This window comes from Algoriphagus yeomjeoni, from assembly GCF_003259505.1.
Lineage (GTDB): Bacteria > Bacteroidota > Bacteroidia > Cytophagales > Cyclobacteriaceae > Algoriphagus > Algoriphagus yeomjeoni.
In genome coordinates this window covers 13,702-34,028 of the sequence record NZ_QLLK01000003.1, presented here as the reverse complement: position 1 = coordinate 34,028, position 20,327 = coordinate 13,702, and the positions used below count along the sequence as shown (strand labels likewise).

The following is a 20,327-nucleotide window of genomic DNA, read 5'->3' as shown; positions in this document are numbered from 1 at the left end:
ATTTATCTTATCCGAAAACAATCAATCATTCCCTACCATGAAATTCCTTACGCTAATCATTCTATTGATCTCATTTAGAGCATTTGCTCAGGACATAATCCCCGCAAAAAAAGGAGACGTCACCATCAACCCAATCACCCACGGCACCTTAGTGCTTGCGCATGACAACCAAGTAATTTATGTAGATCCGTATGGTGGTGCTGCTGCTTTCGAAGGACAAAAGAAACCAACTTTGGTACTGATCACCGACATTCACGGAGATCATCTCAATCAGGAAACATTGGATGGTCTAGATCTTTCTGGAGCTACCATCATCGCACCACAAGCTGTAGCAGACAAGCTTACTGAAGGTACAGGAAAAGAACTGATAGTTTTGGGTAATAATCAAGCCAAAACTGTCAATGGAATAAAAGTCGAGGCAATACCTATGTATAATTTGCCAGAAAGTACGGAAGCTCCACATACAAAAGGCCGTGGAAATGGATACATTGTTCACTTAGGGGGCAAGCAATTTTATGTCTCAGGAGACACTGAAGACATTGCGGAAATGAGAGCGCTTAAAAATATTGATGTAGCATTTGTGTGCATGAACTTGCCTTACACAATGGATGTGGATCAGGCTGCAAGTGCAGTTTCTGAATTCAAACCAGCAATAGTTTACCCATATCACTACAGAGGAACAAATGGGTTGAGCGATGTGGAAAAATTCAAGACCTTAGTCAATGAATCTGCTCCAAATGTGGATGTTCGCCTGAGAAATTGGTACAATTAAAATCAAAAAAGAGGGAGAAGAATTAAATCTACTCCCTCTTTTTTTAGTGCAAAGCCTCTTCCATATCTTCCAGCAAATCATACAAATGTTCTAACCCAACTGACACTCGGATCAGATTCTGAGGTGTCAAGGTATCCGGCCCTTCAGAAGCAGCTCTACGCTCAATCAAACTCTCTACTCCTCCGAGACTGGTAGCATTCGTAAAATATTTAAGCTTGGAAATAACGAAATCGGCGTCAGATGCTTCTCCTTTTACCTGAAAAGATAAAATCCCTCCAAACCCAGTCATTTGATTGGCGGCTATTAAATGCCCAGGATGGTTTTTCAACCCAGGGTAATAGACTTTTTCAACAGACTCGTGCGTAGAAAGAAAATTAGCCAAAACAATCGCATGTTCAGCATGCCCCTTCATCCGATACGGTAAGGTTTTGATGCTTCTGCATAAGTAATAACAATCCATGGGAGATGGCACTGCACCTCCACCTATCTGCACATTCTTCACTTTTTCCCAAAATCCATCAGCTTCCTTGGTAATCAAAGCGCCACCTAAAATATCGGAATGGCCTCCAAAATATTTGGTACTGGAATGCATAACGATATCAGCACCAAAATCAATTGGGTTTTGAAAAACTGGGGTGGCAAAAGTATTATCACAAGCAAGCATTGCTCCTTTTTCCTTGGCCAATTGTGAAACAGCAGCAATATCTGTGATTTTCAACAAGGGATTGGAAGGCGTTTCTACCCAAACCAATTTTGTGTTTTCCCTGAATGCCTCTTCCACTTTCGCCAAATCTGTCATGTCCACAAAAGTCGCCTCCAGAATCCCTTTGAATATCGAGAGAATAGCATTTTTCAACCCATGATACATATCATCAGGAGCGATAATATGGGAGCCAGGCTCCAAAGCTTGGAACACCGCTACACCTGCAGCATTGCCAGAAGAAAATGCTGCTGCATCAGCCCCTTTTTCCAAACCTGCCAATAGCCTCTCTAGAGCATGGCGATTCGGGTTGTTAGCCCGAGAGTAAATCATCGAGTCTGGCTGATGAATAAATGTAGTACTCAGGGTGATCGGCTGTATTACTGGCTTTTCTGAATCTGTTACAATATTTCCTCCGTGGATGGCGAGTGTTTCGAGTTTCATATAATTATTGTTAATAGGGGCTATTAGCTATGCTTGAAATTACCAATATTTCAGTGGTCCCCGAAAATAATTTGTAAAATGGCATAAGTCTGAAAAAAAACTTTGAGTTCCATTCCAACCTTTTGCCAACAAAGCACCTCTTTCAAGTATAAGCCAATTCAATGAATCTTCAAAAACTAGACACTCACCTAATCAAAAGCGTCCTCAAAGGCGACAGGTCAGCGCAGTTTCAGCTGTTTGAATTGACTAAAGGAATGCTTTACTCAGCTTGCTACAGAATCCTGAATGACGAGGATGAGGCCAATGATGTTTTACAGGATTCTTATGTTGAGATTTTCCAGAAAATCCATTCGCTGAAACATCCTGAAGCATTGCTCTCCTGGATGAAAACCATCACCATTCGAAAGGCAATTTTGCAAAGCAGAAAGAAAATCCATTTTGAACCAATTGAAGAGGTTGCAATGGATTCGGTTGAAGATTTTGATTCTTGGTTTGATGCCGAATTGCTCGATCAAGCAATAGAGAGTTTACCCACTGGGGCAAAAGCTGTATTCCTGCTTTTGGCGGTTGAAGGTTATTCACATAAGGAAGCTTCCGCTATGCTGGGAATATCAGAAAACACGTCAAAATCCCAATTGAATTATGCAAAAACGCTATTGAAAAGGCGCATCACTAAACTTCTTCAGGCATGAAATCGAACATGATTCCAAACTTCACAAAGAGCCACGATTATCAACCATGTGAGATTCCATCTGACTATAAAAAATCAATTTCAAACAGATGAAATCATACAAACCAAAACCTGATTTATGGGGTAAAATCCAGCAGCGGAAGGATTTCGATTCGCAAGTGAAGGAGCATGCTCCTAATCTTCCTGTGAAGATGCCAAAACCTGATCTTTGGGAAGCTATAGAAGGCAAGCTAGATCAGAAAAAGCCAGTAATTCCACTTTGGAAATATGGAATGGTGGCAGCATCTATTGCTCTGATTTTAGCACTTTCAAGCATTGCTTATTTAAAATTGGGAAGAAAAGATGTGGTTAGTCCTTTGACAACTGAAGTTACTGTAAAGACTCCAGAGCTGCATATCAATGCAAAAACAGAACCTGCTGAAATCAAATCAGCAGAGGAGCCTCCAACACGAATTGAAGCTAAAGAATCTATCACAAATCTTCCAGAACAAAAAGTAACCAATAGAATTTTACCTGGTACTATCCAGCTTCCTACACTTGAATTACCGGAAATCGGTATTGAAACCCGCCTAATATCAGAAGTTATTATACCTCCAACTCCTGACAAAAGCAAACCTCAAACTCTTCACAAAGTTCGAATTTCTTGGGGAATGCAAGAAAAAACCAAACTCCAAACAAAGTTTGGTTCAAGTACTCCTGAGGACATTTCAACGGGGCAATTAGGACTTGCGAATCAACCTAAAAACTCGATTAAGATAAATTTCCACAAACAGTAATCATTTAAAAATTTCTAAAAATAAAATCATGAAACGACTACTTCTAGTTCCTTTCCTGGCATTGCTATGCACATTTCAAACATTTAGCCAGGAAGTCGAAAACGATCTCTCAAAGAATTTACAGGAATGGCTAGACCGGGATTGGCCGATCACTGACACCTTGGTTTTTGATTTTCCAAATGAAAGCGCTTTGGTGCTTTATTTCAACAAAACTGAATTCACAGCAGAAGAGTTGACGGAAGAGTTCGAGCCATTACTTCGCAAAGCGACCGACTTTCCGGAGTTCACCACCCTATATTATAGAATAGGCGAAAACTTTCAGCCTACTTCTCTTAAGAATGTGAAATATCAAATTGAGAAAAAATATGTGCCGTATGTCGATAGTCTGGAAATGACCTTTCCCGTTGGGTTAGATTTCACAGGAGGAGATTTCACTCCAGTGGTGGGGTTCAGAGCTCATTTGAATTGGAGAAATTTCTCCCTAGGCGGATCCATCTCCAATACTATTTATTTTCCTGACCGAATAGAGAACAATGTCAAAGTCAATAGCAATTGGTTTGCAAATGCTGAATTTGCCTGGGAATTCGGAAATCTTGAAGGACCACGAAGAAACACTTTTGGCGTAGGATATTTGATCAATGAAAATAAAAGCCAACTTTTCAATGGTACCACTATGCAAGCTTACTACAATCGAAAATTGAGCAAACAAATCTCCATTCAAGTAGGTGTGATTGCTACAGATAATTTCAAAACCTTCTATCCCACTGTTGGAGTGAGGTTCTGGTAGAAAAAGTGATTGGATGCTGCTTCTGGAGAAGCAGTACAACGAGCCTTTTAAAACCAATAAAGCCAGCGAGTTGCTGGCTTTTTTGGGTTGTGCTTTTTATTGAGATTGCTTCGCTTCTACGTCGCTCGTTCAGAGGAATCTCACGTCTTACTACTTATATCTAATGTCTCAATTATCTAATTCTATCCACAGATTTCAGCAACGCCACGTCTTTTCTGATAAATCGATTGGCAAGCATGTTACAAACCATTGCTACTAGAATCGCCCAGAAGCCAATTTGATATGAACCGTTGTCCGAGGCTCCGATTTCCTTATTCACACCATTGGTGGTCAAAAAAACTATCGCAACCAAACCAACCATAAATAAGGAATTAATCATATTGATCATCATCTGTCTGCCGTGATTTCTGTATTGGAAAATCGATATTATAGCCATGAGTCCTACAAATGCTGCCAATGCTGCTATATACCAATTGGAAGAAGACTGGACTATTTCTCCCGCAGAGCTACTTTGGATCATAAACAAAGCATTGAGTTTCCATGTTTCACCGGAATCGGCCACTACTTGAGTCCAAAGGTCTAAGCCTAAAGTCAACCCCATGGCGACAGCCACAAGGAAAAGGAAAACTGATTGTAATCGCTGGATCATTTCTTTCTGATTTTTTGGCAAAGAAAAGGTCTTATGACTTCATTACCAAGGAAAGCAGGATTCTCGCGCTGATTTGATTGGGAATAGTATCTTTGCAGCCGTATGAGTGAGCGCAAAAGATATTTTCTGGACATAAGCTACAAAGGCACCCGCTATCATGGCTGGCAAATCCAGGAAAATGCATTTACTGTTCAAGAAGCTTTGGAGACTGGACTTTCCACTTATTTCAGAGAAAGAGTTTCTGTGATGGGCTCGGGTCGCACAGATACCGGTGTGCATGCAAGCATGCAGGTTTGCCACTTTGATACAGATCAGGAAATAGATCGAGAGAAATTCATTCGTGCAATCAATGGGATTTTGCCCAAAGACATTTCTATAAATTCTATCCGAGAAGTAAAACCCGACGCACATGCAAGATTCAGCGCCAAAAGCAGGTCTTATGTTTATAGGATGATTTTACAAAAAAGCCCCTTTGTAGAAGATTTCGTCTGGAGACACTATTTCAATCCAGATATAAATCGAATGAATGAGGCAGCAAAGATCCTCCTTGAGTATAATGATTTTGAGTGCTTTAGTAAGGTACATACTGCTGTGAAACATTTTCGCTGTGAAATAAAATCAGCACATTGGGAACAAAAAGACGGAGAATTGCAATTTCATATAACTGCAAACCGATTTTTGCGTGGAATGGTAAGAGCTATTGTGGGAACTCTTGTTGATATTGGACTCGGGAAAATGAAACCTGAGGAAATGCACCAAATTATAGAATCGCGGAATCGGAAGAAAGCAGGAAAATCAGCTCCTGCTAATGGATTGTTTTTCAGCAAAATAGAATATTCAGAAGACATTTATTTAGACTAGTTTACCTTGAGTTTAGAACAAGAAAAATCATCCTCCGGCGAGATCGTCGATTCGAAAGTCCTCAAGCAGCTATACGGCTTTGTAAAACCATACAAAGCACAGTTCTATTTTCTGATCTTTCTCACGATCGCACTGGCTATTTTGGCGCCTACTCGACCTTATTTTATTCAGGTAGCGATTGATGATTACGTAGCTGTGGGAGATGCTGAAGGTCTTTTGAAAATCATCTATCTACTCGTGGGCTTGATGATTCTCCAAGCCTTCGTGCAATGGGCTCATACTTTTTATTCGGGCTGGATCGGTCAAGTAATTATCCGCGATATCCGGGTGAAGCTGTATAAGCATTTACTCAAGCTTCGCTTAAAATTCTTTGACAATACACCAATCGGAAGATTAGTCACTCGGAATATTTCTGATATTGAAACTCTCGCCGATGTCTTTTCAGAGGGATTGGCGGCTATTATCGGTGATTTACTTCAGTTAGTAACCATCCTTGGGGTCATGTTTTACATAGATTGGAAGCTGACTTTGGTGAGTTTGTCCACCTTGCCACTGATGATTATTTCCACTTATGTTTTTAAGGAAAAAATCAAAGTGACTTTCAATGATGTAAGAAATGCAGTTTCAAACCTGAATTCCTTTCTGCAAGAACATATCACTGGAATGAATATCGTGCAGATTTTCAATCGGGAGGAACGGGAATTTGAAAAATTCAAAGAAATAAACAAAGAGCACCGAAGAGCACACATTCGCTCTGTTCTTTATTATTCGATTTATTTCCCTGTAGCAGAAATTATCCAAGCAATAGGAATAGGCTTGGTCGTTTGGTACGGAGCAGTGGGTGTGCTGGGAATGGATATAGAAATCGGTGTTTTGATCTCTTTTATCATGTATCTGCAGCTTTTCTTTCGACCAATCCGAATGATCGCAGATAGATTTAATACCCTTCAAATGGGTGTAGTCAGCTCCTCACGTATTTTCAAATTGCTGGAAAGCAATGAGCATATTGCCAATGAAGGTGACTTTAGCCCCGAAAAAGTCAAAGGAAACATCAAATTGGAAAATGTCTGGTTTGCCTATGTGGATGAAGACTATGTGCTCAAAGACATCACGTTCGAAGTGGAGTCTGGACAAACTGTTGCGCTCGTTGGAGCGACTGGGGCAGGCAAATCATCTATCATAAATTTGATTTCCAGATTTTATGAAATAAGCAAAGGTCATATTTCTATTGATGGACATGACATCCGCGAATTTGAACTCGACACTTTACGTAAGCATATTGGAGTGGTTCTTCAGGATGTTTTCCTTTTTTCCAATACCATATTTTACAATATCACGCTAGGCAACCCAGACATCTCTCGCGAGCAAGTCATGTATGCGGCTGAACTTGCTGGCGCAAAAAGATTCATAGAAAGACTTCCAGGTGGGCTGGATTACAATGTCATGGAGCGTGGAGCTACCCTTTCTGTGGGGCAGCGACAACTAATATCCTTCGTTCGGGCGATGGTCTACAATCCTGAAATTATCATTTTGGATGAAGCTACCTCTTCTGTAGATACAGAAACTGAAGAATTGATTCAGGAATCTATAGAAACAATGATGACTGGAAGGACTTCCATCGTTATTGCCCATAGACTTTCTACCATTCAGAAGGCGGACAAAATTATTGTACTACACAAAGGCGAAATTGTCGAGACTGGCACACATGATGCTTTATTAGAATTAGGTGGTTACTACACTCAATTGCATCAGATGCAACTCAAAACAATGGCAATCTAGCCTGATTTTGAATTCTAATCCTAAACCAACATTTAAAGTGAAATTCAAATTAATTATCCTTTTGGTATTGCTACCAGTGATCAGTTTTGCACAGGAGAGAGGAGTAGGCATTCGTCTTGGAGAGCCGCTTTCCATCACGTACAAAGATTTTCTTACCGAATACATTTCTATAGAAGGGATGATCGGTAGTGCTGGGATCAATGGCGCTAGCTATTATCAAAAGGACTTTGAAACCAATCTTCCTGAGTCAAATGCTTTTTACATTTCACATAGTGCCAAAAAAGGAATTTCTTTCAATGTGCGCTCAGCCTATCACGAGGATATTACAGATGTTTTTGGAATCACAGAAGGCTACTTAATGGCATACGGAGGCGCAGGAATCCAACTGCGAACTACCAAAGTGACCTATTCCTATGCAGATGGACAAAATTCCTCTCTTATCAAAAATGACAGTAGAACCAATGCAGATTTTGGCCCCGAGGCATTTATAGGAGCAGAATATTACTTTGATGATGTACCCATTTCTGTCTTCGGAGAAGCAGGGTTTTTCTTGGAATTAATCGATCGCATTGGCCATATCAAAGGCCAAGGGGGTATTGGTGTCCGCTATCTTTTCTAAGCATGAAGAAGTTATTGCTCATCGGTGTCGCATTGATTTCCGCACTTACCATTCTGGGTTTTTGGGGCTTTAGCAAATTGGGTGGTAACACTCCTATTGAGGTGACACTCATTGAAAACAAACCTGAAAATCTTGCAGGAATTACTTATCGTGGAACGCCTGGGAATGAGGAATTAGGAGAAATATTCAAGAAAATGGAAGCCCAAAAAGGGTTACACCCTGGGAGCTACCTTCATACAATTTACGAAGTAGAGCCAGCTGGCAAATTAGATACAATGGTAGTTTTCGTTGGAATCAATCAAATTCTACCTCTCGCTGACATGGAATATAGATCTTTTGAAAATAATAGGTACCTCCTAGCCAAGATCAAAAGTAATAAGTGGGTGATGCCAGACCCTGAGAAAGTGAAGGAAAAGCTGTCCGAATTTGCCAAAGAAAATAACCTGGAGCTAAGCGGTATTTATATCGACAAAATCATCTCAGAAAACGAAGTTCAAGTCATAGCACCAGTTAAGTAAAAATTTGTTAAGGAATTTAAGCCAACCTATTCATGGCACAATTCGTGAAAACAGTTTGCTAACCTTAACAAACTACGACTATGAAAAATATCAACTTATTAATTTTAGCGCTTTTTGGAATGTTTGTATTCCAATCATGTGTAGGACCAGAAGGGCCACAGGGACTTCCAGGGCCTGAAGGTGAACCTGGGATCAATATATTATCTGAGGTATTTGAGCTGGAAATTGATTTCAACGAAGGAAACAACTTCGAAGAAATCCGTGATTTTAATCCTGCAATTATTGATGGGGACATGGTTATAGCATTTATCCAATGGGATGTAAATGGAACTAGCCCGATTTGGAGAGCACTCCCTCAAACCGTATTCTTCGAAGAAGGAGTTCTGATGTACAATTATGATTTTACCAACAATGACTTCAGATTATTTCTAGATGGACCGCTTGACTATAGTTTACTAGGGCCAGAGTGGACAGACAATCAGTTATTCAGAGTTGTAGTAGTGCCTGGAGAACTTCTCTCTGCCAATGCTAGAATTGACCTGACTGACTATAATACCGTCACAAAACTCATGGGCTTAAGTGACTCAGACTTCAAGCGCATCGAGTAATATTCAAGCAAATACATTACCTAAACCAACTCGATTACCACAAGCTGGAACAATGAAAATCATTGTTCCAGTTTTTTTATGTGTCAATTTTCCAAGCCATATATAATTTGGCGCTTATCTTTGCCCCATGCATTTACAGAATGACCTCCTACTTCGCGCCGCTAAAGGCGAATCTATTGAAAGAACTCCAGTTTGGCTGATGCGCCAAGCAGGAAGAATTTTGCCTGAATACAGAAAAGTACGGGAAAGCGTGAGTGGATTCATCGAGCTGGCGCAGACTCCTGAGTTAGCTGCAGAAGTGACTATTCAGCCCGTAGATCTGCTTGGCGTGGATGCTGCGATTATATTTTCGGACATCTTAGTAATTCCTGAAGCGATGGGATTGCCTTATGAGATGGTGGAGAAAAGAGGTCCCCTATTTCCAAAAACTGTCAGATCTGAAGCTGATTTGAAAAAATTGCATGTCTCTGACGGTTCTGAACTTCAATACGTAACTGATGCTATTCGTATCACCAAAAGAGAATTAAATGGACGCGTTCCCTTGATCGGTTTTGCAGGTGCGCCATGGACTATTTTCTCCTACATGGTAGAAGGTCATGGCAGCAAAACATTCTCTGCTGCACGGGAAATGCTCTATACTCAATCCGCATTTTCTCACAAATTGATACAGATGATCACGGACAGCACGATCAATTACCTAAAAGCTCAGATTGAAGCTGGAGCTAAATTAGTTCAGATTTTTGATAGTTGGGCAGGGATTTTAGGACCAAAGCAATATGCAGAATTCTCCCTGCCATATATCGCTCAGATTTGTGATGCGATCACTGCTGTGCCAAAGACAGTTTTTGCCAAAGGAGCATTCTTCGCACGAGAAGAAATGGGCAGGTTGAACTGCGAGACGATCGGACTCGACTGGAATATGGGAATAGCTGAATCGAGAAAATTGATCGGTTCGGATAAGACTTTACAGGGAAATCTAGATCCAGCAGCACTTTATGGCACTGAAGAACAAGTTCGTGAAGCTACGATTGATATGATGGAGCAATTCCGTGGAACAAGGCACATTGCCAATCTTGGGCATGGGGTTTACCCAGATATTAATCCGGAGATGGTGAAAGTGTTTATTCAGACAGTAAAAGATTTCAAATAAGTAAAAAGTATAACCCGCGGTGAGCACAGAGTCTCGATAGCCATCGGGATACGCGGAGCGCACGGTATCACATAGCTATCCTGCTTCTCCAGAAGCAGGATTTCTTCTTTTATACTGATGCATAATACGGTTTAAACCAACTTAATCTCGTCCCCGACCTTGATCACTCCAGTTGACAAAGCAACCATGTTTTGGCCAAACATAATTTTGTTCCCGACTTTTCTATAGCCCGCCAAGGTTTTCAATGGTTCCGCACCTTTTTTACCAGTGTTTTGCTCCACAGTGATCATCACACACCTGGCACATGGTTTTACAACTTGGAAATCCACCTTGCCAATCTTTATTTTCTTCCAAGAATCCTCAGCAAAAGCTTCTCCTCCCGAGAAGACGATATTCGGACGGAACCTATCCATAAGCACAGGGTAATCTAACCGAGAATTTAGATTTTCAAGGGAATTCTGGCCAATCAGCAGATACGGCATCCCATCTGCAAAACTCACCGATTCTTCATTTATAGCATAGCGTGGATCTACTTTGCGATTTGTAGCGTGTGGCATTTTCACCAACCGGGCAGAAAGCCCCAAAACCTGGCTAAACCAAGTATCAAAACGAGAATTGACCAAAGTCGCATCCATGTCATCATCCCAAACGGTCACTGATAAAATCTCCTGACTGTCTTCTTCAAAAGGAATTTCAATAAAATCCTCAGGGCTGGCCTGGTGAAAAACCTTAAGGGCATCCCTGCCGATTTCAACCTTTAGCAAGGCCATTTGAGGAAAGGTGCGCTGGGATAAAAACTGACCATTTTCATCGATCAACATCCAGCGACGATCGAATTCAAATCCCCTTCCTTCCACTTTTGCCTCATGGAGTCGAATTCCTGCTAGGGATTTAATAGGATAAACGTAAAGGTCTTGAATAATAAGAGAATCTGACATGAGTTAAAATTAGGTCTATAGACTTGTAAATGCCTAGGTCAACCAAAAAAATTTCTGACAACCGGAATAAAACCTTTCATATAATCCCACATAGTAGGTACTATTTCCAGCTCTCTGTTTGCCGTAAGTATTGCTATCCCTAGCAAAATCACTAGACACCATCGGCATCGTTCGTTCATATTTTCCCTAAAAAATGGTTTCATTCTACTTAATAGATGCAACGGCCAAGTGAATGGTTGCAAAGGCTAGGTGAATTTTTATAAAAAACATATTCATGAGATTCACAAGTGGATTTGAAAAGCTCTCCCCACGTCCAGCTTCTGTAGAAGTAGGACAACACCAAAATCGAATCTAATAATATCCCAACTCTGTGGATCTCTGCAAAACCCGGGCGGACGGTATGGTTAAAAAACTGTCAGAATGGAGATTTCACTTGAAGGGATAAATGACAATTCCGTAAACATTTTTACAAAGGCATGTCAACTTTTCTGCCAATGTGACACAAAAACTGCTGAAAACTCAGATGGCACATCCATTGAAGAAAGGGAGAAGTATTCAATTGAAAAAAACTTAAAAACATATAATCATGGGAAAAATCATAGGCATTGACTTAGGAACAACCAACTCCTGCGTAGCAGTGATGGAAGGTAACGAACCTGTAGTCATTCAAAACAGTGAGGGAAGAAGAACCACACCTTCAATTGTGGCTTTCCTTGACAACGGAAACGGTGAGCGCAAAGTGGGAGATCCTGCCAAGCGTCAGGCGATAACTAACCCTGCAAACACTATTTCTTCTGTTAAAAGATTTATGGGCAAGAAATTCTCTGAGGTTTCTGAAGAGAAAAAACATGCTTCATATAAAGTAGAAAAAGGGACCAATGACACGATCGCAGTGAAAATTGGTGATAGATCATATACTCCTCAGGAGCTTTCTGCAATGATCCTTCAGAAAATGAAGACTACAGCGGAAGATTTCCTGGGACAAACTGTAACAGAAGCTGTCATTACAGTTCCTGCTTACTTCAACGATTCCGAGCGTCAGGCTACTAAAGAAGCTGGACAAATCGCTGGACTTGAAGTAAAACGTATCATCAACGAGCCGACTGCTGCTGCATTGGCATACGGGATGGACAAGAAGCATCAAGACATGAAGATTGCTGTGTATGACCTTGGTGGTGGTACATTCGATATCTCAGTTTTGGAGCTTGGTGATGGTGTATTCGAAGTGAAATCTACCAATGGTGATGTACACCTAGGTGGTGATGACTTTGATCAAGTAATCATGAACTGGTTAGCTGAAGAATTCAAATCTGAAGAGCAAATCGATCTAAGACAAGACCCTATGGCACTTCAAAGATTGAAAGAAGCTGCTGAGAAAGCTAAGATCGAACTTTCAAGCTCTAATTCTACAGAGATCAATTTGCCATATATCACTGCGACCCAAACAGGTCCTAAGCACTTGGTAAGAACATTGAGCCGTGCGAAATTCGAGCAACTTTCTGAAGACCTAGTAAGAAGATCCATGGAGCCTTGTAAGAAAGCTTTGGCAGACGCAGGTATGAGCCCATCAGATATTGACGAAGTAATCTTGGTAGGTGGTTCTACTAGAATCCCTAAAATCCAGGAAGAAGTTGAGAAGTTCTTCGGCAAGAAGCCTTCTAAAGGTGTAAACCCTGATGAGGTAGTCGCAATCGGAGCTGCAATCCAAGGTGGTGTATTGACTGGTGAAGTAAAAGATGTTCTTCTTTTGGATGTAACTCCTCTTTCTCTAGGTATCGAAACAATGGGTGGAGTATTGACCAAATTGATCGAAGCTAATACCACTATTCCTACTAAGAAGTCCGAGACATTCTCTACTGCCGCTGATAATCAGCCAGCTGTGGACATCCACGTACTTCAAGGTGAGAGACCAATGGCTAAGGACAACAGAAGCATCGGTAGATTCCAGCTTTCTGACATTCCGCCAGCACAAAGAGGTGTACCTCAAATCGAAGTGACTTTCGACATCGATGCAAACGGTATCCTAAATGTATCTGCAAAAGATAAAGGAACTGGCAAGGAGCAGAAGATCAAAATCGAAGCTTCTTCTGGACTTTCTCAGGAAGAAATCGACAGAATGAAATCTGAAGCGGAAGCTAATGCAGCTACAGATAAGGCGGAAAAAGAGAAAATCGACAAGTTGAATCAGGCTGATAGCTTAGTGTTCCAAACTGAGAAGCAGTTAAAAGAATACGGAGATAAGCTTTCCGAAGGAAACAAAACTGCGATCTCTGAAGCTCTAGAAACTCTTAAAACTGCACATCAATCTCAAAACCTTGAAGGAATTGATTCTGCCATGGAAGGATTGAATAAAGCATGGGAAGCAGCTTCTACAGAAATGTACAATGCTGCCGGAGCTGAAGGCGCTGGTGCAGCTGGAGCTAATCCAAATGCTGGAGCTGGTTCTGCTGAGGCTGGTGATGGAGTATCTGACGTCGATTACGAAGAAGTAAGCGAAGAAGAGAAAAAATAATAGCTTAAAAAGCTAGACCAACTAATATTGGCACCTGTGTAAAAGCAGGTGCCTTTTTAGTTAAAATCCAAAATTTCCGTTTAGGCATTCACTGCCTGATTCTAGATAGATTAATCATGCAATTGACATCTGACAATAAATTGAAGAAACTGATTGTGGTTGGAGATCGAGTTTTGATTCGCTTGAAAAAGCCAAATGCAAAAACTGGCTCAGGCCTCTACTTACCTCCTGGGGTGCAGGAAAAAGAAAAAGTACAGCAAGGTTACATCATCAAGGCGGGACCAGGATATCCTATTCCTGTAGCTACCGATGACCACGAACCCTGGATGGATACTGAAGAAAAAGTGAAATATGTACCTCTGCAAGCAAAAGAAGGTGACTTGGCAATCTTCCTGCTTTCTGGAGCTCATGAGGTTATTTATGAGGGAGATAAATACTTTATCGTTTCTCAAGCGGCAATATTAATGCTTGAAAGAGAGCAGGATTTATAAATGAAAAAGCTCGGCACCAACCGAGCTTTTTTTATGAATATTGAATAATAACGGGACTCTTAATCTTCCCAAACTTTTCTATTTTTTGCTTTAGGCCCTTTCAAAGGCTCTTTTCTTCTGACGAATATCGTCTTGGTAGTTCCATCTTCTTGTTTCCAAACCTTTTGATTCTTTGCCAATGGTCCCTTTGTATCGTCAGGTACCGTGTAGAATTTCATTGGTTTAGCATTTGCATAGCGTTCAGTCGCTGATGCGTTCTTAGCTTTTGGACCTTTCAAGGTTGATTGTGAAAATCCCACTGCCGATACCATCATAACTGCGAGTAATAATACCGATCTTTTCATAACAAGTATAGTTTAAGTTGCTCTTAGTGTACTATACTACAGAGGTAAAAAAAAGTTACGTAAAATCAGTACTTATTAAATGTTTTTTGACAAATGATAAAATTATATTTTCCAAATATTCATAAAACTTATTTTATACAGTTTAAAATCAAACCTAAATCTAAATAAGCCACCACAATTCCTGACAAAGCTGACATCAAAAAGAACCATTTTTAGACCAAATTGCCTAAAAAATAAAAAACCGAGATGAAATCCATCCCGGCTTTAAAATTAACAATAGACCCTGTTTGTATTTTTAGAAAGCAAAAACCGCAGCCAACATAAAGGAGGTGAGATTTTTACTAGCATTCATGTCGTTATCAGTGAAAAAATCTTCACTCATAGAATCCATTCTAAACTCAGGAATCAACGTAAGGTTTTTATGAACTCTTACATTTCCAGAAAGAGTTGCTGCAAAAACACTTCCATCACCTTGAGTGTCTAAGCCTACTACCCCACCAAGTCCACCGTTGAAAACACTAAAGTATTCACCTCGAACTCCTATTGAGAATATATCAGAAGTAGTAGCTTGAAGGTACCCGGCAAATCCTAGAAAACCCGATCCGTCACCATCCAAATCAGATATACTAGAACCGGTGAATTGCTCACCAGCAGAAGTCGTATTGTATGTTGTATTCAAGCCAACATAGATAGACTCTGACACATCAAACCCAGCTGTCAAATCTACCTGGAAAAGACTTCCCATGGAAGACTGCCCAGATACCAAAGGAGCATCTGCATCAAGCTTTCCATCTTGATCCCCATATACGAAGTTCAAATAAGCCCCTCCAGCATCTGTAGAATATCCTAACTGTGCACCCAATGAATAAGTACCCATTAGATTAAATTCTGTCATATCAGTAGGGTTCATCACTGCAGCCATCAAAGACCAATTATCAGATAAAGCAAAGTCCGCTTTCAAACCCGTGTGGGAAAATGGCCCGTAGGAGAACATGTAAGAAGTAGAATAGTTGAAATTGGCTGTAGGTGAGATCACCTCGTAACCAAGGAAGGTATTGAAGTTACCCATGGTTAGAGTAACCACATCACTTACATTCCAATACACATACAATTGATTAACGATCTGAGAGCTACCGGCCATTCCACCTGCATATAAAGGAGAACCAAATACAGCATCCTCTCCTCTAGGCCCGAAAACCAAGTCGGCTACTGCTCCAACCTTCTCACCTTCGTACGTAGCTATAATATTTGCCATGCCTAGTGAAAAGCCTGGCAAATTACCAAATGATGTGGCTGGAGCTTGAAAGTTCTCTCCCTTATTCGGCCCGTTAAAGTTTGTTCTGAAATAGGCATCTACAGAGCCTGAAAATGTCAGTTTAGAAGGCTCTTCTTCTTCTATGATGATTACATCTTGAGCAAATGAGCTTATAGAGCCAATCAATAATAAGGCTACTATTAGTAGTTGAATTTTTTTCATGTTGTTAATAGGTATAGGTTTATAAATAATAATTAATGTAGTAGTGGTACTGCCAAAGAATGAGCGCCCTCAACTCTTTGGCAGTAAAAGGATTGACTATTCGTCGTAAACAATTGTGTAACCACGGATTCCGTGTTCGTGAGAATCCAAACCGTTACGCTCATGCTCCTCAGAAACTCGAATCCCAATAGTCTTTTTAAGAACAAAGAAGATGATGAAAGCAGCAGAGAAGGCTGCAACACCGCATATGGCTACTCCAATTAATTGAGTGAAGAAGGTGTGATCAGGGTTTGTAGAAAAAATACCAACTGCCAACGTACCCCAGATGCCACAGGTCAAGTGAACTGAAACGGCACCAACTACATCATCTAGTTTAAGTTTATCTAATAATACAGCTGAGTACACTACTAGTATGCCAGCTATAAAACCTACTAAAACCGCTGCTCCGGGATTGATCACATCAGCGCCGGCAGTGATACCTACTAGTCCAGCTAGCACTCCATTGAGCACCATACCAAGATCGAGGCGTTTGAAAACTAGATTCCCAGCAAGAAATCCACCTAAACCACCTGCACAAGCAGCCAAACAAGTTGTCACCAATACAAAGGAAACTAGCGCTGGATCTGCAGATAGCACGGAGCCACCATTGAATCCAAACCATCCTAACCAAAGTAAAAAGACACCAATTACAGCCAATGGAACACTCGAGCCAGGTTTGTCTACTGTTTTTCCATTAACATATTTACCGATTCTAGGACCTACCAAGATCACACCTGCAAGTGCTCCCCATCCTCCTACAGAATGAACTAAGGTACTTCCTGCAAAATCATAGAAGCCCATTGCATCTAGTGCTCCACCACCCCATTTCCAGGAACCGATTAATGGATAGACAATTCCAACATATAGTAGGGTGAAAATCAAGTAAGCCCATAATTTCACTCGCTCAGCGATTGCTCCTGATACAATAGTCGCAGCCGTTGCAGCGAACATTGCTTGAAACAAGAAATCAGTCCAATAGGTGTAGCCACCATCTGCATACCCACTTGTCACATCAGCATCTCCTGGAGAAAACCAAAACATGCTCCATCCAGCTGTATCAAATGATAGCCACCCTGGAGTTTCAAAACCCGGATACATCAGATAAAATCCTACAAATGCATAAGACAAAATACCGAGGATAGGGGTAATAGTGTTTTTGAATAAGATGTTCACAGTGTTTTTGGCTTGGCCAAAACCTGCTTCTACTCCAGCAAATCCCAAGTGCATGATAAACACCAAGGCTGTGGAAAGCATCATCCAAACGTTGTTTGTTGTGAGGAGATTTTGAGAAATCTCTGCCGACAAGTCCATTGTTGCGGCTCCATCTTGGGCCAACAGTGTTGCGAAATACTTCATAGGTTAAATATAGTTTTTAGAACAAATTTCAGAATTTACGATAGGTTTGATGTACTAAACTCGAATCGAATGTAATTATATTATTGGTAAAAAAACAAATCCATTTTTACATTTAATACATTAAAAACTGATTTTCAATGTGATTTTTAACCCATTTTTTACATTTTTTGCAAATAAAATAAGAATTATACCTATTTCGTAAACTTAATAGTACGAGAAATAATATTTGGTTTGGGTGTATAATATTCTACGAAACCGATTACGATACAGCCAATTCAAAATATTGGTGAAAAAAATAAGGCGTATTTGGAATTTTATTTTAAAAAAAAGAAAAAAACAGTATTCTTAGCAAACTGTTTGTTTTTACGAAAAATATAAATTTTCAGATTACTGATATTTATTTTACCCAACAATAAAAAAATTAATGCCTTTATTGAAAAAACAGGTAATAATCATAAGCCAATAACAAAAAAAACCGGCATAAACCGGTTTATTACTCAGATATATAATTAAAACGCCCTACTTCACCAGACTTGCATATTCTTTGGCAAAGTACGTAAGAATCACCTTTGCTCCAGCCCGTTTAATACTTAACAACACTTCGAGCATGGCACGATCGCTTTCGATCCAACCCTTTTCTGCAGAAGCTTTGATCATACTGTACTCTCCAGACACATTATATGCTGCAATTGGCAGTGGGAAATTATCGTTTAGCAATTTGATGATGTCCAAATACGAAAGTGCTGGTTTTACCATCAAAAAATCTGCACCTTCTTCAGTATCCAGATCTCCTTCAATCAAGGCTTCCTGAGAATTTGCAGGATTCATCTGGTATGTCTTTTTATCTCCAAATTTCGGGGCAGAATCCAACGCATCCCGGAAAGGCCCATAAAATGCACTCGCGTACTTTGCCGTATAGGACATGATAGAAGTATCCGTGAAACCACTTTCATCCAAAAGCTCACGGATATAACCAACGCGACCGTCCATCATATCCGACGGACCAATGATATCCACTCCAGCATCAGCCTGGGCTAATGACATCTTAGCAAGGATCTCAAGTGTCTCATCATTTAAGATCTTACCTTCTTTGACTAGTCCATCATGACCATCACTGCTATAGGGGTCCATCGCCACATCAGACATCAGACAGACTTCGGGGAATTGCTTTTTCACTTCACGGAGTGCTTTTAAATAAAATGTCTCTGGATTATAGCTTTCTGAAGCTACTGAGTCTTTAAGAGACTCCGGATAGGCAGGAAAAACATCAAAAGCAGTGATGCCGAGCTTAAGACATTCCTCTATTTCTTTAAGAAGTAGGTCTTGAGAAAATCTGAAAATCCCAGGCATGGACTGGACTTCAATTTTCTTATTTGAACCTTCGATGAGAAATAAAGGAAAAATTAAGTCTTTAACTGACAAACTGGTTTCTTCCACTAATTTCCTAACTGAATCAGATTTACGGTTTCTTCGCGGTCTTCTTAGCATGATTTATTTAACTGTTGAGAACTCCCAAAGTTAACCATATGGTTTTTATCCATTCCTTTTATAAAAACAAAAAGCATCTCCATAATTGAAGATGCTTTTACTTTTAGGGTTAATAGGATCAGAAATTCACCTGCGCCTGTATTCTAAGCAGACTCCCCCTCTCTCTATTCAATGGATCCAGAGAATTCTGTGCAGATCTATCTGATATTGTGTACATCGTGACCAATTCCAAAGCTTTATGAAATTGCCACTCTACCCCCAGTTCAAGCTCACTTACCCGATGTCGAGTGGCATCCACTTCAAACTTCTTTCCTCCTGAGTAGTAGTGATAACGTGTGAAAGGTATGATAGCACCTTTACTTGTTTTTTGCATATAGGAAGCCAACACGTAGCCGCCTTTCAAGGGAGCGTCTTCGACATCGTTGGTTTCAGGATTGTATTGTGGTCCTCTTCCCCAGTTGAATTCCGCCTGAAGACCAAGTGGCTGAGGATAAATAACAAAGGTCGGCCCGAATCTAAACTCTGGAAATTCTACCTGATCAAAGTCTGTCAGGGGATTTCTACTGATCACAAACTTGCCAGCATACCCTTGAAAAGAAGCTTCAATGAATTGCCCGGAAGCTAACTTCATAGGATAGCTAAATCTAGAAACCACATGGAAGTTTCTGTTTCTTTCTGGCAAATTGGCTGTTTGTCCATTGTAAGCACCAAAGCCAAACATTCCATAATCCCCAGAACCTTTAAGACCAGAGGAAACTAAGTACTTAAACCTCTCACGAACCTCGGTAGGTGCATAGTAAAAGAACAAACCAATATCCCGTTCATTAAGGACAGCAGAGTTCAATCCGTCATTTCGATCCAAAGGAAGGCGGTTTTGGCTGGACTGTAGGTTCTCAAAACCAAAAGGAACTTTGGACTGCCCAATCCTAAGCCTGAATTCTTGTTTGGCATCTAATCCTAAATCGAAATAGGCATCCCGGATCTGAACGAAGTTTTGGCCTCCCGAAGCAAAATCAGGCTGTATATACATATATATACGTTCATGGATTTGTCCAGAAAATATCATCCGGATCCTGCGAAGGAAAAACCCTCCAGTACCCCATGATTTATCACATTGAGAACAGCCCAAATCGGGATTTGTCTCAAAAAGACCGTTGTATCGCATCTGAGCATAACCTCTCAGCTGAATACGGTCATACCATCCAACTTGAGTTGATGGCACAGATGTTTTTGCCGGCAGCGAATCTCCCTCAGCGCCCCTTGCAAAAGCGCTTATTGAGATCATTGTCAAAACGACAACTGCTGCAGCGAAGTGGATTCGCATACAG

General features: G+C 40.6%; 21 protein-coding genes. 13 read left to right on the top strand and 8 right to left on the bottom strand.

What is annotated here, in order from left to right; translation table 11 throughout:
* The first annotated feature begins 37 nt into the window (after positions 1–37).
* Positions 38–772, top strand: coding sequence for an MBL fold metallo-hydrolase (locus LV83_RS05665; protein ID WP_111610585.1), 735 nt, complete (start codon positions 38–40; stop codon positions 770–772).
* A 43-nt stretch (positions 773–815) separates the two neighbouring features.
* On the opposite strand, the gene LV83_RS05660 is transcribed toward LV83_RS05665, so the two are convergent.
* A complete protein-coding gene (locus LV83_RS05660) occupies positions 816–1,916 on the bottom strand; it encodes a trans-sulfuration enzyme family protein (RefSeq protein WP_111610584.1) in 1,101 nt (366 codons plus the stop codon).
* A 161-nt stretch (positions 1,917–2,077) separates the two neighbouring features.
* Between LV83_RS05660 and LV83_RS05655 the strand changes: the two genes are divergently transcribed.
* The 3 genes from LV83_RS05655 (at position 2,078) to LV83_RS05645 (ending at position 4,170) form a co-directional block, all read left to right on the top strand.
* A complete protein-coding gene (locus LV83_RS05655) occupies positions 2,078–2,608 on the top strand; it encodes an RNA polymerase sigma factor (RefSeq protein WP_111610583.1) in 531 nt (176 codons plus the stop codon).
* An 88-nt stretch (positions 2,609–2,696) separates the two neighbouring features.
* Complete coding sequence (locus LV83_RS05650; RefSeq protein WP_111610582.1) at positions 2,697–3,383, top strand: hypothetical protein; 687 nt, start codon at positions 2,697–2,699, stop codon at positions 3,381–3,383.
* A gap of 28 nt (positions 3,384–3,411) precedes the next feature.
* Complete coding sequence (locus tag LV83_RS05645) at positions 3,412–4,170, top strand: hypothetical protein (protein WP_111610581.1); 759 nt, start codon at positions 3,412–3,414, stop codon at positions 4,168–4,170.
* 172 nt (positions 4,171–4,342) lie between these two features.
* Here the strand turns inward: LV83_RS05645 and LV83_RS05640 are convergent, their stop codons facing one another.
* Positions 4,343–4,819, bottom strand: coding sequence for a DUF4293 domain-containing protein (locus LV83_RS05640; RefSeq protein WP_146613693.1), 477 nt, complete (start codon positions 4,817–4,819; stop codon positions 4,343–4,345).
* Positions 4,820–4,921: 102 nt separating this feature from the next.
* On the opposite strand from LV83_RS05640, the gene truA reads away from it, so the two are divergent.
* The 6 genes from truA to hemE all read left to right on the top strand — a co-directional run bounded on the left by truA (position 4,922) and on the right by hemE (position 10,354).
* On the top strand, positions 4,922–5,680 hold the full coding sequence (gene truA, locus LV83_RS05635) for a tRNA pseudouridine(38-40) synthase TruA (RefSeq protein WP_111610579.1): 759 nt from the start codon (positions 4,922–4,924) through the stop codon (positions 5,678–5,680).
* Positions 5,681–5,686: 6 nt separating this feature from the next.
* The gene (locus tag LV83_RS05630; RefSeq protein ID WP_111610578.1) at positions 5,687–7,459 is read left to right on the top strand and encodes an ABC transporter ATP-binding protein; all 1,773 of its coding nucleotides are present in this window, start codon (positions 5,687–5,689) and stop codon (positions 7,457–7,459) included.
* 37 nt (positions 7,460–7,496) lie between these two features.
* Positions 7,497–8,078, top strand: coding sequence for a hypothetical protein (locus LV83_RS05625; RefSeq protein ID WP_111610577.1), 582 nt, complete (start codon positions 7,497–7,499; stop codon positions 8,076–8,078).
* A gap of 2 nt (positions 8,079–8,080) precedes the next feature.
* Positions 8,081–8,596, top strand: a complete 516-nt coding sequence (locus LV83_RS05620) for a hypothetical protein (RefSeq protein WP_111610576.1) — start codon at positions 8,081–8,083, stop codon at positions 8,594–8,596.
* A gap of 80 nt (positions 8,597–8,676) precedes the next feature.
* On the top strand, positions 8,677–9,204 hold the full coding sequence (locus LV83_RS05615; RefSeq protein WP_111610575.1) for a hypothetical protein: 528 nt from the start codon (positions 8,677–8,679) through the stop codon (positions 9,202–9,204).
* A 127-nt stretch (positions 9,205–9,331) separates the two neighbouring features.
* Entirely contained in the window at positions 9,332–10,354 is a 1,023-nt protein-coding gene (gene hemE, locus LV83_RS05610) for a uroporphyrinogen decarboxylase (RefSeq protein ID WP_111610574.1), read from the top strand.
* Positions 10,355–10,485: 131 nt separating this feature from the next.
* Here the strand turns inward: hemE and LV83_RS05605 are convergent, their stop codons facing one another.
* On the bottom strand, positions 10,486–11,292 hold the full coding sequence (locus tag LV83_RS05605) for an MOSC domain-containing protein (protein WP_111610573.1): 807 nt from the start codon (positions 11,290–11,292) through the stop codon (positions 10,486–10,488).
* A 420-nt stretch (positions 11,293–11,712) separates the two neighbouring features.
* Here LV83_RS05605 and LV83_RS21365 point away from each other — a divergent pair, with 420 nt between their 5' ends.
* From LV83_RS21365 to LV83_RS05595, 3 genes are all read left to right on the top strand, one after another.
* On the top strand, positions 11,713–11,901 hold the full coding sequence (locus tag LV83_RS21365; protein WP_158530508.1) for a hypothetical protein: 189 nt from the start codon (positions 11,713–11,715) through the stop codon (positions 11,899–11,901).
* Positions 11,879–13,804 carry a molecular chaperone DnaK gene (gene dnaK, locus LV83_RS05600; protein WP_111610572.1) on the top strand — a complete coding sequence of 642 codons (1,926 nt, stop codon included), beginning with the start codon at positions 11,879–11,881 and terminating at the stop codon, positions 13,802–13,804. Before LV83_RS21365 ends, dnaK begins: the two co-directional genes overlap by 23 nt.
* Before the next feature lie 116 nt (positions 13,805–13,920).
* Complete coding sequence (locus tag LV83_RS05595; protein WP_111610571.1) at positions 13,921–14,295, top strand: co-chaperone GroES; 375 nt, start codon at positions 13,921–13,923, stop codon at positions 14,293–14,295.
* Between the two features lie 59 nt (positions 14,296–14,354).
* On the opposite strand, the gene LV83_RS05590 is transcribed toward LV83_RS05595, so the two are convergent.
* The 5 genes from LV83_RS05590 to LV83_RS05570 all read right to left on the bottom strand — a co-directional run bounded on the left by LV83_RS05590 (position 14,355) and on the right by LV83_RS05570 (position 20,323).
* Positions 14,355–14,639, bottom strand: a complete 285-nt coding sequence (locus LV83_RS05590) for a hypothetical protein (RefSeq protein WP_146613692.1) — start codon at positions 14,637–14,639, stop codon at positions 14,355–14,357.
* A gap of 295 nt (positions 14,640–14,934) precedes the next feature.
* A complete protein-coding gene (locus tag LV83_RS05585; protein WP_111610569.1) occupies positions 14,935–16,116 on the bottom strand; it encodes a porin in 1,182 nt (393 codons plus the stop codon).
* Positions 16,117–16,212: 96 nt separating this feature from the next.
* Entirely contained in the window at positions 16,213–17,511 is a 1,299-nt protein-coding gene (locus LV83_RS05580; RefSeq protein ID WP_111610568.1) for an ammonium transporter, read from the bottom strand.
* A gap of 519 nt (positions 17,512–18,030) precedes the next feature.
* Positions 18,031–18,999, bottom strand: a complete 969-nt coding sequence (gene hemB / locus LV83_RS05575; protein WP_111610567.1) for a porphobilinogen synthase — start codon at positions 18,997–18,999, stop codon at positions 18,031–18,033.
* 118 nt (positions 19,000–19,117) lie between these two features.
* Positions 19,118–20,323, bottom strand: a complete 1,206-nt coding sequence (locus LV83_RS05570; protein WP_111610566.1) for a porin — start codon at positions 20,321–20,323, stop codon at positions 19,118–19,120.
* Between the last annotated feature and the right edge of the window lie 4 nt (positions 20,324–20,327).

Bases quoted from the DNA above. Each gene is read 5' to 3' on its own strand.
- LV83_RS05660 (WP_111610584.1), bottom strand. From the start codon at position 1,916: ATGAAACTCGAAACACTCGCCATCCACGGAGGAAATATTGTAACAGAT.
- LV83_RS05620 (WP_111610576.1), top strand. From the start codon at position 8,081: ATGAAGAAGTTATTGCTCATCGGTGTCGCATTGATTTCCGCACTTACC.
- LV83_RS21365 (WP_158530508.1), top strand. From the start codon at position 11,713: ATGGAGATTTCACTTGAAGGGATAAATGACAATTCCGTAAACATTTTT.
- LV83_RS05570 (WP_111610566.1), bottom strand. From the start codon at position 20,323: ATGCGAATCCACTTCGCTGCAGCAGTTGTCGTTTTGACAATGATCTCA.
- LV83_RS05615 (WP_111610575.1), top strand. From the start codon at position 8,677: ATGAAAAATATCAACTTATTAATTTTAGCGCTTTTTGGAATGTTTGTA.
- LV83_RS05665 (WP_111610585.1), top strand. From the start codon at position 38: ATGAAATTCCTTACGCTAATCATTCTATTGATCTCATTTAGAGCATTT.
- LV83_RS05605 (WP_111610573.1), bottom strand. From the start codon at position 11,292: ATGTCAGATTCTCTTATTATTCAAGACCTTTACGTTTATCCTATTAAA.
- dnaK (WP_111610572.1), top strand. From the start codon at position 11,879: ATGGGAAAAATCATAGGCATTGACTTAGGAACAACCAACTCCTGCGTA.
- LV83_RS05640 (WP_146613693.1), bottom strand. From the start codon at position 4,819: ATGATCCAGCGATTACAATCAGTTTTCCTTTTCCTTGTGGCTGTCGCC.
- hemE (WP_111610574.1), top strand. From the start codon at position 9,332: ATGCATTTACAGAATGACCTCCTACTTCGCGCCGCTAAAGGCGAATCT.
- LV83_RS05645 (WP_111610581.1), top strand. From the start codon at position 3,412: ATGAAACGACTACTTCTAGTTCCTTTCCTGGCATTGCTATGCACATTT.
- LV83_RS05585 (WP_111610569.1), bottom strand. From the start codon at position 16,116: ATGAAAAAAATTCAACTACTAATAGTAGCCTTATTATTGATTGGCTCT.
- LV83_RS05580 (WP_111610568.1), bottom strand. From the start codon at position 17,511: ATGAAGTATTTCGCAACACTGTTGGCCCAAGATGGAGCCGCAACAATG.
- hemB (WP_111610567.1), bottom strand. From the start codon at position 18,999: ATGCTAAGAAGACCGCGAAGAAACCGTAAATCTGATTCAGTTAGGAAA.
- LV83_RS05590 (WP_146613692.1), bottom strand. From the start codon at position 14,639: ATGAAAAGATCGGTATTATTACTCGCAGTTATGATGGTATCGGCAGTG.
- LV83_RS05595 (WP_111610571.1), top strand. From the start codon at position 13,921: ATGCAATTGACATCTGACAATAAATTGAAGAAACTGATTGTGGTTGGA.
- LV83_RS05650 (WP_111610582.1), top strand. From the start codon at position 2,697: ATGAAATCATACAAACCAAAACCTGATTTATGGGGTAAAATCCAGCAG.
- truA (WP_111610579.1), top strand. From the start codon at position 4,922: ATGAGTGAGCGCAAAAGATATTTTCTGGACATAAGCTACAAAGGCACC.
- LV83_RS05655 (WP_111610583.1), top strand. From the start codon at position 2,078: ATGAATCTTCAAAAACTAGACACTCACCTAATCAAAAGCGTCCTCAAA.